Here is a 19,864-nt window from a genome sequence, read left to right on the forward strand (position 1 = left end):
GGCGGCCGCGCAAAGCGCGGTCGCTTGTCGCTTGTGCGCTATTCGGCGGGAGCCGCAAAGCCGCCCGATACCGTGGCCAGGCCTCCGCGCCTGTCAACCAGACGGTCGGTGACTGCAGCCGACAGAATCATGAACAGCAGCGCCGTCAGCGACGAGAAGGCCAGCACCGCGCCGCCCGTAAAGCCCGCGCCAATGGTGCAGCCGACCGACAGGATGCCGCCGAAGCCCATAAGGACGCTGCCCAGCGCATAGCGTGGCCAGCGCGGCGCCCTCTGGTCGGCGAAGGTGTGGATCCGGAAAGACCGGAAGAGCAGCGAAGCAACCAAAGCACCGGCAAACGTTCCGCCGATCAGGCCAATATCGAACGACACGAATGCTTCATCGCCGCCGCTGGCGACAAAGTTCACAGTGTTAGCGAGCGGACGCATGTAGGAAAGGCTCTCAGGCTGGATCGGCTCGAAAACCTGCAGCGAGAACTGGTAGATCAGATACCAGCCGGCGGGGATCAGCGCACCGATCGCAAGGCCGCCGATCACATGGCGGACGGCAAGCCTTCGGAACGTGGCAAATGCGATGGCCAGAACCGCAAGAGCCACGCCTGCGATTAATCCGGCATTGGCGCCGGTGCCGGTGACAACAGCCAGATCATTGGAGCCGAAATCGGACGACATCAACTGCGCGGCGACCGCATTGCGGAGCGGGACCAATGGGCCCTGGAAGGTCGCCCAGGCCATGACCGCGATGATAGCGATGGAGAACAGGGCGCGCAGGTTTCCGGAGGCGCCGAGCACTAGCAGGCGGCTTGCGCAGCCGCGTGTCAGCACCATGCCGGCGCCGAACAGTGCACCGCCGACAGCGGCACCTGACAGGCTCTGCGCCGTGCCGAAGAAGCGGCTTTCCAGAACGTCGATCTGGCCGGTGACGATCAGCAACTGGGTCGCCAAGACGGTGGTTGCGAACGCCAGCAGCCACAACGGCAGCATGTGGCCGCGCTTGCCGCGCGACAGTTCGAGGACGGCGGACCGTGTGCAGAAACCAGTGCGCTCGGCGGTTGCACCAAACAGCATACCCAGTGTCAGGCCGATGAGAGCGAACGCGGACGATTCGCCAACAGCGTCAATAAGCGGAACGAAATCCATGTCGATACTTCCTTCTCAGTGTGCCGTGAATACAGGAAGCTGTCGAAGTCCACGCCGTATCGATTGCCAAAATCTAAGGCGGGATGAGTATAAATTTGTGCGCCGCCCCATCAGCCCGGAATTCTATGTTGCCGGACGCTCACGGATACGCTGCCCGGATTGCGTGAGCGAAGGTGTCAAGCGGTGTGTCCGAAACCTTTGTCTTCTGTAAGCGTCTCGACCGCCTGGTGCTGGCTGAGGAACACGTCGCCGTTGAGGTGTTGCAGAAAATCAGAGCGCCGCAAGCGGTCCATGACCGGGCCCTTGATCTCGCTCAGGTGGAAGCCGACGCCGATGTCGCCGAGCCGCTCGTTGATCGCCTCCAGCGATTCGAGCGCGCTCATGTCGATTTCATTGACGGCCGGACACATCAAGATGACGTGCTCGACCTTGGGCCGCGAGGCGACCATGTCGTAGACGCGGTCTTCCAGATAGCGGGCATTGGCAAAATAGAGGCTCTCGTCGACGCGTACAGTCAGGATCGCCGGATCGGTGATCACCTCATGGCGCAGGACATTGCGATAGTGTTCAGTGCCGGGAACCTGTCCAACGACGGCCATGTGCGGCCTGGATGTCTTGTAGAGATGGATCAAGATCGACAGCACGACACCGGCGGTCACGCCGATCTCGACGCCAAGGCCCAGGGTCGCCAGAATGGTAAGTGAGACGGCGGCGAAGTCGGCGCGCGCATAGGCCCAGGTCCTGGGCAGGATTGAGAGGTCGATCAATGACAGCACCGCGACGATGATGGTCGCGGCAAGCGTTGCCTGCGGCAGATAGTAGAGCAGCGGCGTCAGGAACAGCGATGCCATCAGCAATCCCAGCGCAGTGAAGGCACCGGCGGCGGGTGTTGCCGCGCGCGCATCGAAATTAACAACCGAGCGCGCGAAACCGCCTGTTACCGGATAACCGCCCGAAAACGAGCCGCCGATATTGGCCATGCCCAGGCCGATCAGTTCCTGATCCGGATCGATACGCTGACGTTTCTTGGCGGCGAGGGTTTGCGCGACCGAGACGGATTCAACGAATCCTATAACGGAAATCAGGATGGCGGACACGAACAGGCCCGCCCACAAATCCGCGGAGAATGACGGCGCGGTGAGTGGTGGCAACCCCTGCGGGACCGCACCAACGGTCCGCACACCCTGGTCATCCAACGCGAATGCCCAGACGATCAGGGTTGTCGCGGCAACGACCATCACCGGTCCCGACTTGGAAATCACGTTGGCGAGACGCGCATCGAACCCGAGTGAAACCAGAAGCGGCTTCAACCCGTTGCGTATCCAGAACAGGGCGGCGGTCGCCGATACGCCGATCGCCAGCGTGGCAAAGTTGGTATCGCCCATGTTCTCAAACAGGTGAAGAACCAGTTCCGGCAGCGTGTGCCCGGATGCCTGGATGCCCAGTAGGTGCTTGATCTGCCCGGTGGCGATCAGGATCCCCGAAGCGGTGATGAAACCGGCAATGACCGGGTGCGAAAGGAAATTCGCCAGGAAGCCGAGACGCAGAAACCCGAGCGCTAGCAGGAACAGGCCGGACAGGAAGGCCAGCGTGATCGCTGCTGTGATGTATTCCGCCGAGCCCTGCTGTGCGATGCTGCCCACCGCGGTTGCGGTCATCAGCGAGACCACCGCGACCGGGCCGACTGCCAGCGCCCGGCTGGTGCCGAAGATGGCGTAAAGGATGATCGGGACAATAGAGGCGTAAATGCCCATCTGCGCCGGCAATCCCGCCAGCAGCGCGTAGGCCAGCGATTGCGGGACCAGCATGATGGTGACGATCAATGCCGCCAGCGCGTCGTCGGAGAAGGCGCTTCGGTCGTATCGCCGTCCCCAGTCGAGAATGGGGATGTATCGCGACACCGTCGCCCGGAAACCGGTGTTCACGATCTGCTCCTCTTGGGCCTCTAGACGCCGTAATTCGCCAACAGGCCCGACATGTCGTATCCCGCCTTGGCGGTGGCTTCGGCCAGTTCCTGTTTCGGGCGGTGCTCGATCATGCCGGCGATGGTCCACAGCGTGGCGCAACGGGTCCCACTGCGGCAATAGGCGAGGACCGGGCCGTCGCTCTGCTGCAGTGCGCCGGAAAATTCCTGTGCCACGTCGATGCCCATGGTCGCTGCGGTGACCGGCATGAAGAGCGAATTGAGACCGGCTTCACGCGCCGCTGCGGCAATCGCGGCAAACTCCGGTTGCCCGAGGGTTTCGGCGTCCGGCCGGTTGCAGATCACGGTCGTGAATCCGCGGCGGGCGATCTCGGCCAGATCGCCGGGTTCTATTTGCGGGCTGACCGAAACGGTGTCGTCCAACTTCCTGATATTCATCCATTCTTTCCGTGCTGGGCTGCTTTGTAATCAATGCCCGTTGTTACCGATAAGCCGGCGTCCGATCAAAGCCCGTTTACCGGAACTTTCAGCATCGGTTTGCCATCGTTGTCGGTCGGAATTTCGCCGGCACGCATGTTGACCTGCAGCGACGGGATGATCAGTTTCGGCATGTCGAGCGTCGCATCGCGTTCAGTGCGCATCTTGACGAATTCTTCCTTCGTCTTGCCGCCGCCGACATGGATATTGTGAGCCTTTTCTGCGCCAACGGTCGTTTCCCACTCGATGTTCCGCCCGTTCGGGCCATAGTCGTGGCACATGAACAGGCGCATGTCGTCGGGAAGGGCGAGCACCTTCTGGATTGAATCGTACAGTTCTCCGGCGTCGCCGCCCGGGAAGTCGGCGCGCGCCGAACCGCCATCCGGCATGAACAGCGTATCGCCGACAAAAGCGGCGTCGCCCATCACATGGGTCATGCATGCCGGCGTGTGGCCAGGCGTGTAGATGGCGACGGCTTTCATCGAGCCGATCTGATACGTGTCGCCGTCCTCAAACAGCGCATCGAACTGGGAGCCGTCACGCTGGAACTCGGTGCCTTCGTTGAACACCTTTCCAAAGGTCTCCTGGACGATCATGATGTTCTTGCCGATACCGATTTTCCCGCCCAGTTTTTGCTGAATGTACGGCGCCGCCGAGAGGTGATCAGCATGGACATGGGTCTCGATGATCCATTCGAGCTTGAGGCCGTTGGCGACGATATAGGCCATCAGTTCGTCGGCATGGTCGTAGGTGATCCGGCCGGCGGCATAGTCGATATCCATGACGGAATCGACGATTGCGCAGGCGTCGGAATCCGGATCCTTGATGCAATAGCTGATCGTGTTGGTCGCCGGATCAAAGAAGCCTTTGACATCAGGCTTGACGGTGATGTTGACGGGATAGTTGGACATGCTGCTCCTCCCTGGTTCGAGATCTTTGCCTCAGGCAGCTGTTGGTTTGAGGATGGCCATGTTCAATGTGCGAGCGATGACCATACCCGCGATCATCGCCGACATGAACACGAGTGTTTCCAAGTAGCCGAGTCCGATCGCCGGAATCGCGCCTCCGGGACAAAATCCCGAAATGCCCCATCCGATACCGAACAAGGCGGATCCGCCGACGAGCCGCGCGTCAATCGTCCGGCTGGACGGCACAACGAACGACCGTTCGAGCAGCGGTGCATCGCGCGTTGCAAACAGCAGCCGGTAGCCAATCGCGGCGGTGACAAGCGCGCCGCCCATCACGAAGATCAGGCTCGGATCCCAGGTTCCGGCTACATCAAAAAAGTTCTGCACCTTGGCTGGATTGGCCATTCCCGAAAGGGCGATGCCAATGCCGAAGATGACGCCGATCAGCAAAGCCGACACAAACCGAACCATCTCAGCCTCCAATCATGTGGCGCATGACGTAAACCGTGGCAAAGGTCGATGCCATGAAAACCAGCGTTGCAACAATGGAGCGCGGCGACAGGCGAGCCATGCCGCAGACACCGTGCCCGCTCGTGCAGCCGGATCCGAAATAAACGCCGACCCCGACAATGAGGCCGCCAATCGCCAGGGTGGGCGAGGAGACAGGCACTGCAAACGGGATTGTGCCACCGGCCAGAACGAAAGCCATGGGGGCCAGGATCGCGCCGGCGAGAAAGGCGGCGCGCCACGGCCAGTCGGCCGCAAGCGGCGGGATGACGCCCGACAGGATCCCCGTCATGCCGGCGATCCGTCCATGCAGGGCCATCAGCAGAATCGCCGACAGCCCAATCAGTACGCCGCCGCCGAGCGATAGCCACGGGGTGAATTCGGTTTCCATGTCAGTCGGTTCGGCAGGTCGATGCGCCAATCATCCGGTACAGCGGACAGAAGCGGACAACCGCAGTCGCGATCAACACCAAACCTATCAAGGGCAACCCCCAGTGCACGACCGGGCCGCCGCCGGAAAGCATCGGCAGCGGAACAAACAGCGAGAGGACGAGCAGGGCGCCGACGATCAGACGGATGGCACGATCAGTCGTGCCGACATTTGCAGACTTGAACATCACTGGGCTCCGGGGTTGCGATCCGATGACGCCCGATATATATTCGTAATCATAAATATGCAATGGGTCGAATATAAAATATGATTGATATATCCGATCTCGAGGAAAAGGTGTTCGATGCGTCGCGTCTGCTGGAGATGATGGCGCATCATCAGCGGCTTCGAATCCTGTGCCTTCTCATGGAAGGCGAGCGCAGCGTGCTCAGTCTCGCGGATGCGACCGGTCTGTCGCAACCGGCGATTTCGCATCACCTGAAGAAGCTCAGGGACGCCGAGTTGGTGACGACCCGCAGGGATGCCCAGACCATCTACTATTCATTGAACGGCAACGAGGTCGAAGCGGTTCTTCAGACACTGCATGGCCTCTACTGCGCATGAAATCAGGCCTAACGGCAGCCTGTGGGCCGGCTCCGGTTGCTCCACCACACCGTCTCGCATCCAAAGCTCGCGTTTCGGCTCATAATTAACCCCCCATTATCAAGTCACCCCGTAGGCCGAAACGGGCGTCGTAAATGCCGTTGTGACGCGACCATCGACATGATGTCACCCTTGCGCACACGCTAAGCCGGTAGCTCGATCCCGGCTGCGGTGCTCCAGAAACCCAAGAATTCGTCGTTATGCGCTTGCCGGTTCCTGCGAGGGGGTTGGCACGTCAATCGAACCTTTATTCATGAGGCTTCCACAATGCACATTCTTTCACGATTTGGGCTCGTTCGGGTCGTTTCGGTCTCCACAGCCCTTATCATCGCCGCGGCGCTGATCGCCGTCTCTGCCGCCGTCAACATGATCGTATCCGACCGTATCGCCGGCGAAGCCGTGACGCGCCAGGATACGAGCTTGCGGATTGCCGCGACCATCGCCGAACGCGATTTGCCGGGAACAGAAGTTACCTGGGGAAGCGATGGCAATGTCGAGCGGATCGTCATGGAGACGGTTCCCGACGCATTCGACAATCACGCCATGATCGATTCCATCGGCCACATGACCGGTGAAACCGCCACCATTTTTGCCTGGGACCAGGCGACACGGGATTTCTGGCGCAAGACGACGAACATCGTCAAACCGGATGGAAACCGCGCCGTGGGCACCAAGCTCGGCCAAGGCGGTTCGGTCTACCCGGTGATTACCGACGGCAAGACTTTCCGCGGCGAAGCCGTGATCCTTGGAACCCCGTATTTCACGATTTACGAGCCGATCTTCTCGCCAACTGGCGAGATCATCGGGATCCTCTACGCCGGCGTCGAGAAATCCGTTATCACCGCGCTTGCGACGGAAATGATGACGGGGCTCGCGCTGGCGTCGCTTCTCGTGATGGCTGCCGCCATCGTGGCGATGACCCTCGTTGCACGCGCGCTTCTGCGGCCCATCCCGCAGCTGACGGGTACCGCTGAACAGCTCGCGCATGGCGAGCTTGATCTCACGGTGCCCTATACCGATGCAAAGAACGAGATCGGCGCGCTGGCCCGGACGCTTGAGGTGTTCCGCGAGAACGCCGAGGCGAAGGTCCGTATCGAGCAGGACGCGGAAGCCGTACGATCTTCCAGCGAGACCGAGCGGGCCGATCGCGAACAGGCGCAAATAGAGCGCCAGTCGCTCACCGACAGCGCAGTCGCGGCGCTTGGCGGCGGATTGCAGAAACTCGCATCCGGCGATCTTACCATCCGCCTCGATCAGCCGTTTACCCAGGAGCTTGACGGTCTGCGCGTTGATTTCAACAGCGCTGTCGAGAAGCTGCGGATTGCGCTTGGCGATGTCCGGCAGCTTTCGGGCACGATCGAGACCAACTCCACCGATATGCGTACGGCCGTCGAGGATTTGGCGCAGCGTACCGAGCGGCAGGCTGCCTCGCTCGAGGAGACCTCTGCGGCAATCGAGCAGATTACCGCGACGGTTGCCAGCTCCGCGGAACGCGCGATGGAAGCGAGCGAGAAAGTCGGTGCCACCAAGGCGGATACCGAGACCTCCAGCAAAATCGTCACCGACGCTGTTGCCGCCATGGGCCAGATCGAAAAGGCGTCCTCGGAAATCGCCAAGATCATCAATGTGATCGACGAAATCGCTTTCCAGACCAACTTGCTGGCGCTCAACGCCGGAGTGGAGGCGGCGCGGGCTGGTGAAGCCGGCAAGGGCTTTGCCGTGGTCGCCCAGGAGGTTCGTGAACTGGCGCAGCGCTCGGCAAACGCGGCAAAGGAGATCAAGACGCTGATCCTCAAGTCGACCGATGAAGTGTCGACGGGCGTGCAACTGGTCAATCGGACCGGCGAGTCGCTGCTTCAGATCTCCGAGAAGGTCAATGACGTGAACGAGAACATCCAGTCGATCGCGGTCGCTTCGTCGCAGCAGGCCACCGGCCTGAAGGAGATCCGGGTGTCGATTGCGCAGCTTGACGAGGTCACCCAGCGCAATGCTTCGATGGTCGACGACGCCGGCAAGCTGATCCAACTGCTGGCGACGGATTCGTCGGGGCTACAGTCACAAGTCGAGCGCTTCCAGGTGGCCGATGCGGGCTCGCGCCCGGTGGCGGTCGACAATCGCCGGGACGGTTCGAACGCCCCCGCGCGCTCGCCGGCACGGGAGATGGTCAGGGATGTCGTGAAAGCTTTCTCCGGGCCGTCCAATCTCGCCGTCAAGCAAGACGAATGGGAAGATTTCTAGGAAACTTCCGGTTCTATCCAGAGCCAAGGGCCGGCAACCGCCATGCGGCTGCCGGCTTTTTCTCAGGTAACGCTAGCGATCGGAGATCGGCCAGCGCGGATTGATCCACGGCGTCGCCTCATCGCGCGGCAGTGGCGTACGGCCCAAAATGTGGTCCGAAGCCTTTTCGCCAACCATGATCGACGGGGCATTCAGATTGCCATTGGTGATCTGCGGGAAGACGGAACTGTCGGCGAGGCGCAGTCCGTCGACGCCGATGACCCGGCATTGCGGATCGACCACCGCCATCAGGTCGCCGCGCCGGCCCATGCGAGCTGTGCCGCAGGGATGGTAGGCGCTTTCGGCATGCTCGCGGATGAAATCGTCCAACTGATCATCCGTCTGCACATACTGGCCCGGCTGGATTTCCTTGCCGCGGTACTCATCGAACGCCTGCTGGCCGAATATCTCGCGGGTGAGGCGGATGCAGTGCCGAAAGTCGATCCAGTCCTGCTCGTGGCTCATGTAGTTGAAGCGGATGATCGGTGCGTCCTTAGGGTCGGCCGAGCGCAGCGTGACCGAGCCGCGCGACGGTGAACGCATTGGGCCGACATGGGCCTGAAAACCATGCCCCTCGGCGGCGGCCTGCCCGTCGTAGCGCACCGCGATGGGGAGAAAGTGGTACTGGATGTCGGGATATTCGACGCCGGGTTTCGACCGCACGAAAGCAGCACTTTCGAACTGGTTCGACGCTCCCGGTCCGGTCTTGGTGAACAGCCAGCGGGCACCGACCCACGCTTTGCCGAACAGGTTCCAGTACTTGTAGAGCGTGATCGGCTTCAGCGATGCTTGCTGGATGTAAAGCTCCAGATGGTCCTGCAGGTTCTGGCCGACACCCGGACTGTCGGCAACGACCGGGATGCCATGCTCGGCCAAATGCGCCGCAGGTCCGATACCCGACAGCATCAGCAATTTCGGCGAGTTGATCGACGAGGCGGCGACAATCACCTCGCGGCGCGCCGTCACGGTCTGGACCTTGCCGCCGCTTTCGATCTCGACGCCGGTCGCCCGCTGGTCTTCGATAACGATCTTGCGGGCGAGGCCGTAGACTATGGAGCAGTTCTTCCGCTTCAGCGCCGGTTTCAAATAGGCGTTTGCAGTGGACCAGCGCCGGCCCTTCCAGACCGTCTGCTCCATCGGGCCGAAGCCTTCCTGCTGCTCGCCATTGTAATCGCCGGTGACCTCGAAACCCGCCTGCTTGCCAGCCTCCACGAAGGCATGGAAGAGCGGGTTGTCGCGCTTGCCGCGGGTGACGTGCAACGGGCCGGAATCGCCGCGCCATTGCGCATCACCGCCATGCCCGCCGGAATGCCAGTTTTCCATGCGCTTGAAGTAGGGGAGCACGTCGGAATAGGCCCAGCCATCCGCACCGCTCTGCGCCCAGAAGTCGTAGTCTCGGGCATGGCCGCGCACATATACCATGCCGTTGATCGACGAGGAGCCGCCGATCACTTTGCCGCGCGGCGTCGCCAGTTGCCGGCCGCCGAGCTGCGGCTCCGGCTCGGATTTGTAGCCCCAGTCGTAGCGCGGCATGTTCATCGGGTAGGAGAGCGCACCCGGCATCTGGATGAAGGGGCCGATATCGGTACCACCCGCCTCGATTACGATGACGCTGTGCTTGCCGTCTTCCGACAGGCGGAATGCCATGGCCGAGCCGGCAGAGCCCGAGCCGATGATCACAAAGTCTGCTTCCATGCTAGAAAACCGCTTTCATACTAGAACGGCGCCTCACAAGGGTTCATGGCCACGTAGACGGACTTGATCTCGGAGTAGTGCGAGATCGCCGCCTTCGAGTTCTCCCGTCCAACACCGGAGAGCTTGCTGCCGCCGAAGGGCGCTTCGACTGGAGCAAGGTTGTAAGTGTTGATGTAGCATGTGCCGGCTTCAAAACCGGCGGCCACCCGGTGCGCGCGTTCAAGGTCCTTGGTGAACACGCCGGCGGCGAGACCAAACTCTGTCGCGTTGGCGCGACGCAGCGCTTCTTCCTCGGTGTCGAAATCGAGAACCGAGAGCACCGGCCCGAAGATCTCTTCGCGGGCGATGGTCATATCGTCGGTGACATCGGTGAAGATCGCCGGTTCGAGGTAGAAGCCGTCATTGCCGATGCGCTTGCCGCCATAGGCTAACGTTGCGCCTTCCTCAACGCCCTTGCGGATGTAGCGCTCGATGATATCGAGTTGCCGCGCGTTGGAGATCGGCCCGAAGTTCACCGTCTCGTCTTGCGGGTCGCCGATTTTTACGCCGGTCTTGAGGCGTTCGATCATGCGCTCGACAAACGCCTCGCGGATGCCGCGCTGCACGAAAACCCGCGTCCCGTTCGAGCAGACCTGGCCCGAGGAGTAGAAATTGCCGAGCACGGCGCCGGAGATGGCGCTGTCCAGATCGGCATCGTCAAACACCAGCATGGGCGACTTGCCGCCGAGCTCCATCGTCACGTGCTTCAGCCCGGCCGCAGCGGCCTGATAGACCTTGCGGCCGGTCGGCACCGATCCTGTGAGCGAAACCTTGGCGACGCGCGGGTCGTCGACGAGGCTGCGGCCGACAAGGCCCATGCCCTGGATGACGTTGTAGACGCCGGCCGGCGCACCTGCCTCATGCAGGATTTCCGCGACCTTGAGCGCGCAGAGCGGTGTGGTCTCCGACGGCTTGAAAACCATGGTGTTGCCGCAGGCAAGCGCCGGTGCGCCTTTCCAGGCGGCGATCTGGGTCGGGTAATTCCAGGCGCCGATGCCGACACAAACCCCAAGCGCCTCGCGCCTTGTGTAGACGAAATCGCCGCCGGCAAGCGGAATGTGCTCGCCGGTCAGGCTGCCGGCAATGCCGCCGAAATACTCAAGCGCGTCCGCGGCGCTTGTCGCATCGGCAACCAGGGTTTCCGACAGTGGCTTTCCCGTGTCCCAGGTCTCCAGTACCGATAGCGGCCGGTTGCGCTCGCGCATGATGTCTGCGGCACGGCGCAGCACACGCCCGCGCTCGGTACCGGTCATGGCCGCCCATGCTGCTTGCGCTTCTGCCGCGCTCGCCAGCGCCTTCTCGATGATCGCGGGTGTTGCCGCATGCACCCGCGCGATCGGCTTGCCGGTCGCCGGATAGACAACATCGATCGGTTCTCCGGTCGTGTCCTCGACATATTCGCCACCAATGAAGTGGCTGGCGGCGGGTTGAATTGTGTAGCTTTCTGTCATCTGTCCGATCCTGTGACGGGCCGTGTCATTCGCCTCTCGGAAAGCGCTGGCTTTCCTCGACCGTGTTCAAATCCATGTGGTTGCGCATGTATCGCTGCGAAGCCTGTTGCAGCGGCTGATAGTCCCAAGGGTAGTAAGCGCCGTTGCGCAGTGCTTCATAGACGACCCATCGTCGCGCCTGCGACTGGCGGACCTCAGCGTCGAAGGCCTCCATGTCCCACCGGGCGCGAACCTCGGTGGCAAACCGGTTGGCGATCTCGGCGCATTCGGGCTTGCCGGCGAGGTTTGCCAGTTCCTGCGGGTCGTCGTCCAGATTGAAAAGCTGCGGCGGGTCGAGTTCGCAACGGGTGTATTTCCAGGGGCCGCTGCGTATCGCGACCATCGGCGCATGGGAGGCCTCTGCGGCGTATTCCATCAGAACCGGCGCTTTGCGCGTCCCGCCTTTTGCCAGCGAAACGAGGCTCTCGCCATCCGTCCACGGCATGATTTCGGTGAGATCGATGCCGGCGAGATCGCTGACGGTCGGCAACACATCGAGCGTGCTGACAGGGGTGTCTATGCATGCCGGCGGCAGGTCTGCGTGGGCGATCATCAAGGGCACGCGCGCCGAGCCCTCGAAGAACGACATCTTGAACCACAGGCCGCGCTCGCCCAGCATATCTCCGTGGTCGGAGACGAACAGGATCGTGGTGTCGTCGGTCAAGCGCATGGCTTCGAGCGCGTGCAGTATTTCACCAATCTTTTCATCGAGATAGGAGATGTTTGCGAAGTATGCGCGTCGCGATCGCCGGATGTCGTCTTCCGCGATCGTAAAGTTGCGCCAGTCATTGGCGTCGAAGATGCGTCTCGAATGCGGATCGTGTTCCTCGTAGTCGATCGCCGGGACCTGCGGCAGCAGATGTTCGCAATCAGCGTAAAGGCCCCAGAACCGTTGGCGCGCGACATAGGGGTCATGCGGGTGGGTGAAACTGACCGTCATGCAGAACGGCCGTTCATCCTTGCCGCGGCCATAATCGTGGATCTTGCGAACCGCCTGAAAGGCGACGTCGTCGTCATACTCCATCTGGTTGGAAACTTCGGCGACCCCCGCGCCAGTGACCGAACCCATGTTGTGATACCACCAGTCGATCCGCTCGCCAGGCTTGCGGTAGTCTGGCGTCCAGCCGAAGTCGGCCGGATAGATGTCGGTCGTCAGTCGTTCCTCGAAACCGTGCAGCTGGTCGGGTCCGACAAAGTGCATCTTGCCGGAAAGGCACGTGGCGTAGCCGGCGCGGCGCAGGTGATGCGCAAAAGTCGGAATGTCGGAGGCAAACTCGGCCGCGTTGTCATAAACCCGCGTGCGGCGCGGCAGCTGGCCCGACATGAAGCTGGCACGTCCCGGCGCGCACAGCGGCGACGCGGTATAGGCGTTGGCGAAACAGACCGAGCGCTCCGCCAGCCGTCGCAAGTTCGGCGCGTGCAGAAAGTCGGCCGGGCCATCCGGAAACAGCGTGCCGTTCAACTGGTCGACCATCAGGATCAGGATGTTCGGCCGGCGGGTCACCGTTTGCGCTCCCGCTCCAGGCCGATCTCCAAGTATTCCCTGACCAGTTCCATCGTGCCAAGGCGATCTGGCACATGATCCTGCAGCGCATGGCGGATGTAGAAGCCGTCGATCATGGACGCCAGGCTTTGCGCAATGCGCCGCGCAGGCGTCTCGTCGACCAACTGACGCAGGTTGTAGACCAGATTGCTGTCCAGCCGCCGAGCATAAACGCGGAGCAGGCGCGAGGCATGCGGCGAGTTTTGCGCCTGAACGTAGAAAGCCAGCCAGGCGGCGACGACATCCCGGTCGAACTGCCGGGGACCGAAACTCGCCTCGATGATGGCTTCCAGACGGTCGAGCGGGTCACGCCGCGTCTTCAACCTGGCGCGGACATCCTCGGAGAACTCGGTCAGGATGCGGCTCATGGCCGCCAGGAAAATCTGCTCCTTGGAGCCGAAATAGTGATGGGCAAGCGCTGAGGACATGCCAGCGCGTCGCGCGATCTGACCCACGGTCACCTCCAATGAGCCGACCTGGCCGATTTCGCGGATCGTTGCGTCGATGAGGGCTGAGCGCCGGATCGGCTCCATCCCGTATTTCGGCATTTCGCTGTCACCAATCCCAAAACAGAGGTTGCATTCGCGAAAATATGGTTTTTTATTGACTGGTCAATCAAGTTTTCCGTCATCAAGCGGAAACCGAAAGGGAGATCGGTATGAGTGTATTGAAATCGACCATTGCGATGGCGGCTGCGTTGGCGGCGTCCACGAGCCTCGCCTTTGCGCAATGCGACGAAGTAACGTTTTCGGATGTTGGCTGGACCGACATCACCGCGACGACCGCGGCAACGAAGACGGTGCTGGAAGGTCTCGGCTATGATGTCGATGTGAAGGTGCTGTCGGTTCCGGTTACCTACGCGTCGCTGAAGTCCGGCGACGTCGATATCTTCCTCGGCAACTGGATGCCGACCATGGAGGCCGACATCGCGCCGTATCGCGAGGATGGAAGCGTGGAGACGGTGCGCGAGAACCTGGAAGGCGCGAAGTACACGCTGGCCGTCAACAAGGCCGCCGCCGATTTGGGCATCAAGGGTTTTGGCGACATCGCATCCCACAAGGACGCGCTGGAAGGCAAGATCTACGGCATCGAGCCGGGTAATGACGGCAACCGCCTGATCATGGACATGATCGGCAGCGACGCCTTCGGCCTGTCGGGCTTCGAAGTCGCAGAAAGCTCGGAGCAGGGGATGCTTGCCCAGGTCGACCGCGCCAGCAAGCGTGGCGAACCGATCGTCTTCCTCGGCTGGGAGCCGCACCCGATGAACGCCAATTTCAAGCTGACCTACCTGGCCGGCGGTGACGACTATTTCGGTCCGGATTTCGGCGGCGCGACTGTCTACACGAATGTGCGGGCCGGCTATGCGGCGGAGTGTTCGAATGTCGGTGCCCTCCTTGGCAATCTGAAGTTCACCCTCGCCATGGAAAACGAAATCATGGGCGCGATCCTCAACGACGGCGAGAACCCTGACGACGCGGCGGCTGCCTGGCTGAAGGCCAACCCGGGCGTGCTCGACGGCTGGCTCGACGGCGTGACGACAAAGGATGGCGGGGACGCCATGGCCGCGGTCAAGGCCACGCTCGGCCTCTGATCGTCAGTGCCGTCCCGGATTGCGGTCCGGGGCGGCACTCTGGTATTCCGCTGGTGGTCACAAGGGGATAGCGGATGGATTGGCTCACTGAAACGAAGATACCCGTCGGTAAGTGGGCCAAAGCCGGTTTTGACTGGCTGCAGGACAATGGCGCGTGGTTCTTCGACGGCCTTGCGACCGCGATGGAAGCGTTGATCGACGCGCTTCTCTGGATATTCCAAACTCCGCCCGAACTGGTGGTCGTGCTGGTCATCGTGGCCTTCGCATGGTGGCTGCAGCGCAGTTGGAAAACGGCGGGTTTCGTGCTGCTGGGTTTCCTGTTCATCCTCAATCAGGGCTATTGGGAAGAAACCACGGAAAGCCTGACACTGGTGCTGTCGGCCTGCGTGGTCTGCATGGCCGTCGGGGTGCCGATCGGCATCGCCGCCGCCCACCGGCCGCGGCTCTATGCCGTGATGCGGCCGGTTCTCGACTTGATGCAAACTCTCCCGACATTCGTCTATCTCATTCCGGCGATTGTGTTTTTCGGTATTGGCATGGTGCCTGGCCTGATCGCGACCGTGATCTTCGTGCTGCCGGCCCCGATCCGGCTGACGCATCTGGGCGTGTCGTCGACGCCGCAGCCGCTGTTGGAAGCAGCCGACGCGTTTGGCGCGACGCCGTCGCAGAAACTGTGGCGGGTTGAACTGCCGTCGGCCCTGCCGCAGATCATGACCGGCCTGAACCAGACCATCATGCTTTCGCTGTCGATGGTTGTGATTGCCGCACTCGTCGGCGCCGACGGGCTTGGCGTTCCGGTGGTTCGCGCTCTCAATTCGGTGAACACCGCGCTCGGTTTCGAAAGCGGCTTCATCATCGTGGTCCTGGCGATCATGCTGGACCGCATGCTGCGCATCGGCGAGGGGGGCCAGTAAGCATGAGCAACGCGGTCGTCTTCGACAAGGTCTCCATCGTTTTCGGCGACACGCCGGAAATCGCTCTGCCGCTGATGGATGCAGGCAAGGACAGGGCCGAAATCCAGAAGGAAACCCAGCAGGTGCTCGGCGTGCACGATTGCGACCTGACGGTCGCCGCCGGCGAGATCCTGGTGCTGATGGGGCTTTCCGGATCCGGAAAATCGACACTGTTGCGCGCCGTCAACGGGCTCAACGATGTGGTGCGCGGCAATGTCTTCGTCGACAGCGGCGACGGCATGGTCGAGGTGACCGGCGCCGATGCCGGGACGCTGCGCGACCTCAGGCGCAGCCGTGTCTCGATGGTGTTCCAGCAGTTCGGCCTGCTGCCGTGGCGCAATGTGCTCGACAATGTGGCCTTCGGGCTCGAATTGTCGGGGATGTCGGCGCGCGAGCGCGAGGAAAAGGCGCGCAAGCAGCTCGAACTGGTCGGATTGACCGACTGGGCCAAGCGCAAGGTGTCGGAACTGTCCGGCGGCATGCAGCAGCGCGTCGGCCTGGCGCGCGCCTTCGCCACCGAGGCGCCGATCCTTTTGATGGACGAGCCGTTTTCGGCGCTCGATCCGCTGATCCGCGCGCGCCTGCAGGATGAACTGGTCGACCTGCAGCGCAATCTGAAGCGGACCATCATCTTCGTCAGCCACGATCTCGACGAAGCGTTCAAGATCGGCGACCGGATCGCCATCATGGAGGGCGGGCGCATCGTGCAATGCGGCACGCCGCAGGATATCATCCGCGATCCGGCGAACGACTACGTGGCCGATTTCGTCGCGCACATGAACCCGCTCGGCGTGCTGACCGCCGAGGACGTGATGTTCGACGGCGACGTGCCGGACGACGCGCGCGAGATCGCACATGACATGCATCTGGCCGAAGTCATGGATCTCTGCCTCGATGGTGACGAAACGCTGGCCGTCACCCGCGACGGGGCCGGGATCGGCATGATCGACGCGCGCAGCATCCTGCAGGCGCTCGCCGACAAGGGCGTGAAGCGGTAGGGGCCGGGCGCGTTCTTCCACTCAGGATCATTTGCCCCTCTCTTGCGATTTCTGACGTTTAGTCCTCGCGTTCCGCTCGGCTAACCTGTTGAAATCGTTCGAACCTCGAAAAGCCAAATCGTTGACTTTTCGCGGGCGGTTCTCTCTCTCCCGCGCGGGGAGAGATAGAGGCGCGCGTCATCGCCGCCGCGCCTCATTCCCTGAGACCGGATTATCTCGTAGTTGGAAGACGGGCGGTCAAAGCATCGCAACGTCTAGTTAGTAATAGCGATCCTCGGACCGCCCGCTCGGCGTTCTTGCGGCCTCGGTCGGCGGCCCGGAACGAAGTCCGGGAAAACAAGACTGCGCGCGCCGCTTCATGCCGCCCTGCCGTGGGGGTTCATCACCCAGGTGAGTGACCTGACACCGCCGCAGGCCCTTCACTTTCGATCCGGGCGTTCGTCGTTCCAATCGACAACTCGTTGCCGATGGACCGACCTGCGGGCGAGCACTCCTCACCCCAGCAGGCACCGTCCCTCTTCCGGGTGGTCGGTTCTAGACCCGGCTTCCAAAAGAAGGCGGGACAATCATAAGGGAGGCTTTGGGGCGTTGCATAAGTTTCGCGGCGCGCGCGGCCCATGCGATTGAATTCGTTTGAGAAACGCCAAAAAGAGAAAAAAATTTGTGCAACGGGCGGGGCTCGTATCTCCCCCCTTGCGGGGGAGAAAGCAAAAACCTGGGCTTGGTGAAGCCAAGTCCTTGGTTTTTGCCAGAGAGGGGCTTGCGTCACCGGATGCGTGCGCAGTGTTCCGCACCTCCAGCTCATTTGCCCCTCTCTTGCGATTTCTAGCACTTAGCCTGCGGCTAAGTCGCTGAAATCGCTTTCTCTCCCGCAAGGGGAGAGATACGGCGCCGCATCATGCCGCCCCGGCTTGGGGGTTCATCACCCAGCAACGCACCTCTGCGCCACCAACCGGGCACCGTCCCTTTCCCCGTGAGCCGGTGTGCACGCCGGGCTTCCGCGAAAGGGCAAGGCAGAGTGTAAGGGAGGTTTGCGGGGTGGTGGATAAATCGGAACAAAGAAACTTCGCGATTTCTTCGCGCGGGCGTGGCCGGGTAGCGGAAAACAGGGTTGTTCTCGACGATCTGTCCCTGCGGTGCGATTCAATGCACACTGATAGACGACCGCGAAGGGCGGGGAGTGGGCGCTTGTTGCAGAATGCACTAAGGACTGTCGAGCGGGACAATGCTGACTTTGAGTAACTGGCAGCTTTCCGAGTTTCCTCGGTGCGGCCCTTCTCGCGCATCGCCTGGAAGGCGCGGAACTGGTCGAGCGGATGCAGCGGCGCGCGCTGGACGTTTTCGGCCAGGCTGTCCTCCTCGGCGAGCCCGTCGGTGCGCACGAAGCAGGGCACCAGTGCGGTCTTGTTCATGCGCTTCTGTTTGACGAGTAGTTCGAGCGCCCGGAACCGCCGCCCGCCGGCGGGGATCGTGTACATGCCGGTCTCGGCGCCGCTCTCGTCCAGCACGGGCCGCACGGTGATGGAGCTGAGCAGCGTCCGCCGCGCCCGGCCATTCGCATGGCGAATGGCGTTCGGCGCTCAAATCGGTCCACCGGACCGATTTGCAGGCGCGCCTCACCCTCGGCCAGTTCCTCGATCGACACGCCCGCCTTGACGTGGTGCACGTTCGACTGGCTGAGCTTCAGCTTGTTGAAGGGTATATCGCGTGAGGCGCTGAGGGTGAGTTTCTGTTGCTTGGTCATCAGGATATCTCCGCGACAGGCCGGCCTGGAGCCTCTCTCCGGACCTCCAAACCCGTTGCGGAAAACCCGGCTCACCTCTTACTCTGGTTGCGTTGCGCTCAAACAGCTATCTTGCGCAGCATCTGCGCGAACACGCCGATCTAGTGATCCCAAGCTATCACATTTCCAATCGCGACCTCTGCAAGTCCTTAGTAGTAAAAGCTAAGGCCGAGAAGTCCTGGTATCGCAACCGCAATCAGACCAGCCAAGACACGGCTACGCCCAGTCAATGAGTAGCTTAGCTTGAGCGGGCGAAAATCCGAAATACTGGCAGCGAGGTTTATTGGTCCAATGGCTACTTTCAGTGAGCTAACAATTGCTAGGAGGAATCCATCGACAATTGCGCGAAATCCGGTGGATCGAATAGGTTCGAGGATATCGTCTTGGCGCAGTTCAAATTTCCCATACCGATTCTGAATAGGCTCACCCGCCGGCAATTTTATAAAGATTTCCTGTCGCTTTCCGCCGCTTGCTTGCCGCCAGATCGCGGTTGAATAGAAGAAAGTTGCAAAGATTATTAAAGCGGTAATGGTCAAATAAATACGATGAGTACTGAGACCGTATTCAAGTAGAAACCCGAGAGAAACCATTCGAACCAAGCCTCTTGCTCTTTCAAAAATGGAGGAACCAGCGTCCATAAGTCCACGCGTAATTGCGCTCTCAACAGCAAACATGACATCTGATGCACTACTTGGATGTCCTGCCTCATCAAAATGCCGAATGAGAAGTCGAGCTTCTGAAAGGTCGTTCGGATCGAGATGCATCTCTCGCAGTCCCCGAAAATCATTCAAGAAATTCGGTGACATCAGACTAGAGGGTTGAAACTCGGTACTGTGCAGGTCTACGCCCTGCATATTGCTTGGGTTAAGGTGAGTGTCGCGCAATCTTGCTCCGGAAAAGTCTGACCCATCAATATTCGACATAGACAAGTCGGCTGATGAAAGGTCTGCTTCTCGAAAATCTATGCAATGCAGATACGAGGCCCTGAGGTCTACGATTCGGAGATCTACCCCTCTCAAAACAGCGCCGGGCATGTAAGCACCCGCAAGCACAGGGCGATTGAAGGGTAGTCTGATGCTGTCACGAAGTGCCGCTTCGAAATCACCACCTGTAAGATCCACGTTGCACAGGTTAAGTACACGCGACCTATCGCCTTGGTTAAGACCTCGAAGCCCATCCGGATAATCTCTCCCTTCCAACCAATCCAGATGTGAATTTATCCGACCGAGAATTTCGTCGTACGATAGCCGGGTCCCGACCGGGTTCGAGCATGGAAGATATTCTGTAACCCGGCCGGGATTTGTGGATGGCCGGCAAATAGTTGGATCCAGACCAAGTTCAGCTGGATCGGAGCGAGCGATCTCAACAGAAAGGATCAAGAAACAGACCGTAAGAAGCGAACACACATTAGGAACCTTGAGGAAAAATACAGCTGGCTTTAGGCTTGCCGCCGGCCTATGAAGTGCAATTTCAGATAACTTCCGTACCATTCTGACAAAACCTCAAG

General features: G+C 61.0%; 17 protein-coding genes and 1 pseudogene. 5 read left to right on the forward strand and 13 right to left on the reverse strand.

Annotated features, from left to right (window positions below; translation table 11 throughout):
• Positions 1–38: 38 nt before the first annotated feature.
• From ACO06R_RS09190 to ACO06R_RS09220, 7 genes are all read right to left on the reverse strand, one after another.
• Positions 39–1,139 (reverse strand): YeeE/YedE family protein, encoded by a 1,101-nt coding sequence (locus ACO06R_RS09190; RefSeq protein WP_421858811.1) that lies wholly within the window; start codon positions 1,137–1,139, stop codon positions 39–41.
• Positions 1,140–1,315: 176 nt separating this feature from the next.
• Complete coding sequence (locus ACO06R_RS09195) at positions 1,316–3,064, reverse strand: SulP family inorganic anion transporter (protein WP_421858813.1); 1,749 nt, start codon at positions 3,062–3,064, stop codon at positions 1,316–1,318.
• Positions 3,065–3,084: 20 nt separating this feature from the next.
• A complete protein-coding gene (locus ACO06R_RS09200) occupies positions 3,085–3,501 on the reverse strand; it encodes a TIGR01244 family sulfur transferase (protein WP_421858816.1) in 417 nt (138 codons plus the stop codon).
• Positions 3,502–3,566: 65 nt separating this feature from the next.
• Positions 3,567–4,451, reverse strand: coding sequence for an MBL fold metallo-hydrolase (locus tag ACO06R_RS09205; RefSeq protein ID WP_421858819.1), 885 nt, complete (start codon positions 4,449–4,451; stop codon positions 3,567–3,569).
• A 30-nt stretch (positions 4,452–4,481) separates the two neighbouring features.
• On the reverse strand, positions 4,482–4,919 hold the full coding sequence (locus ACO06R_RS09210) for a DUF6691 family protein (protein ID WP_421858822.1): 438 nt from the start codon (positions 4,917–4,919) through the stop codon (positions 4,482–4,484).
• A gap of 1 nt (position 4,920) precedes the next feature.
• Positions 4,921–5,346, reverse strand: a complete 426-nt coding sequence (locus ACO06R_RS09215; protein WP_421858825.1) for a YeeE/YedE family protein — start codon at positions 5,344–5,346, stop codon at positions 4,921–4,923.
• Position 5,347: 1 nt separating this feature from the next.
• Positions 5,348–5,572 carry a YgaP family membrane protein gene (locus tag ACO06R_RS09220; protein WP_421858828.1) on the reverse strand — a complete coding sequence of 75 codons (225 nt, stop codon included), beginning with the start codon at positions 5,570–5,572 and terminating at the stop codon, positions 5,348–5,350.
• Positions 5,573–5,652: 80 nt separating this feature from the next.
• Between ACO06R_RS09220 and ACO06R_RS09225 the strand changes: the two genes are divergently transcribed.
• Both ACO06R_RS09225 and ACO06R_RS09230 read left to right on the forward strand, forming a co-directional pair.
• Positions 5,653–5,949, forward strand: coding sequence for an ArsR/SmtB family transcription factor (locus tag ACO06R_RS09225; protein WP_421858831.1), 297 nt, complete (start codon positions 5,653–5,655; stop codon positions 5,947–5,949).
• A gap of 306 nt (positions 5,950–6,255) precedes the next feature.
• On the forward strand, positions 6,256–8,226 hold the full coding sequence (locus tag ACO06R_RS09230) for a methyl-accepting chemotaxis protein (RefSeq protein WP_421858834.1): 1,971 nt from the start codon (positions 6,256–6,258) through the stop codon (positions 8,224–8,226).
• Between the two features lie 72 nt (positions 8,227–8,298).
• Here ACO06R_RS09230 and betA read toward each other — a convergent pair whose 3' ends face one another.
• Genes betA through betI form a run of 4 tightly spaced genes read right to left on the reverse strand, consistent with a single transcriptional unit; the run spans position 8,299 to position 13,580 of the window.
• Positions 8,299–9,960, reverse strand: coding sequence for a choline dehydrogenase (betA, locus tag ACO06R_RS09235; protein WP_421858836.1), 1,662 nt, complete (start codon positions 9,958–9,960; stop codon positions 8,299–8,301).
• Positions 9,961–9,980: 20 nt separating this feature from the next.
• Positions 9,981–11,450 (reverse strand): betaine-aldehyde dehydrogenase, encoded by a 1,470-nt coding sequence (gene betB / locus ACO06R_RS09240; RefSeq protein WP_421858838.1) that lies wholly within the window; start codon positions 11,448–11,450, stop codon positions 9,981–9,983.
• Between the two features lie 25 nt (positions 11,451–11,475).
• Positions 11,476–12,963, reverse strand: a complete 1,488-nt coding sequence (gene betC, locus ACO06R_RS09245) for a choline-sulfatase (RefSeq protein ID WP_421859311.1) — start codon at positions 12,961–12,963, stop codon at positions 11,476–11,478.
• Between the two features lie 26 nt (positions 12,964–12,989).
• On the reverse strand, positions 12,990–13,580 hold the full coding sequence (gene betI / locus ACO06R_RS09250; protein ID WP_421858841.1) for a transcriptional regulator BetI: 591 nt from the start codon (positions 13,578–13,580) through the stop codon (positions 12,990–12,992).
• A gap of 110 nt (positions 13,581–13,690) precedes the next feature.
• On the opposite strand from betI, the gene ACO06R_RS09255 reads away from it, so the two are divergent.
• The 3 genes from ACO06R_RS09255 (at position 13,691) to choV (ending at position 16,574) form a co-directional block, all read left to right on the forward strand.
• Positions 13,691–14,623 carry a choline ABC transporter substrate-binding protein gene (locus ACO06R_RS09255; protein ID WP_421858843.1) on the forward strand — a complete coding sequence of 311 codons (933 nt, stop codon included), beginning with the start codon at positions 13,691–13,693 and terminating at the stop codon, positions 14,621–14,623.
• A gap of 74 nt (positions 14,624–14,697) precedes the next feature.
• Positions 14,698–15,537, forward strand: a complete 840-nt coding sequence (gene choW, locus ACO06R_RS09260) for a choline ABC transporter permease subunit (RefSeq protein ID WP_421858845.1) — start codon at positions 14,698–14,700, stop codon at positions 15,535–15,537.
• Positions 15,538–15,539: 2 nt separating this feature from the next.
• On the forward strand, positions 15,540–16,574 hold the full coding sequence (gene choV, locus ACO06R_RS09265; RefSeq protein WP_421858847.1) for a choline ABC transporter ATP-binding protein: 1,035 nt from the start codon (positions 15,540–15,542) through the stop codon (positions 16,572–16,574).
• Positions 16,575–17,812: 1,238 nt separating this feature from the next.
• On the opposite strand, the pseudogene ACO06R_RS09270 reads toward choV, so the two are convergent.
• Positions 17,813–18,321, reverse strand: a pseudogene (locus ACO06R_RS09270) (ParB/RepB/Spo0J family partition protein); the annotation flags it as partial.
• A 185-nt stretch (positions 18,322–18,506) separates the two neighbouring features.
• Positions 18,507–19,847, reverse strand: a complete 1,341-nt coding sequence (locus ACO06R_RS09275) for a pentapeptide repeat-containing protein (RefSeq protein ID WP_421858850.1) — start codon at positions 19,845–19,847, stop codon at positions 18,507–18,509.
• Positions 19,848–19,864 lie beyond the last annotated feature (17 nt).

Source organism: Oricola sp., from assembly GCF_965230365.1.
GTDB lineage: Bacteria > Pseudomonadota > Alphaproteobacteria > Rhizobiales > Rhizobiaceae > Oricola.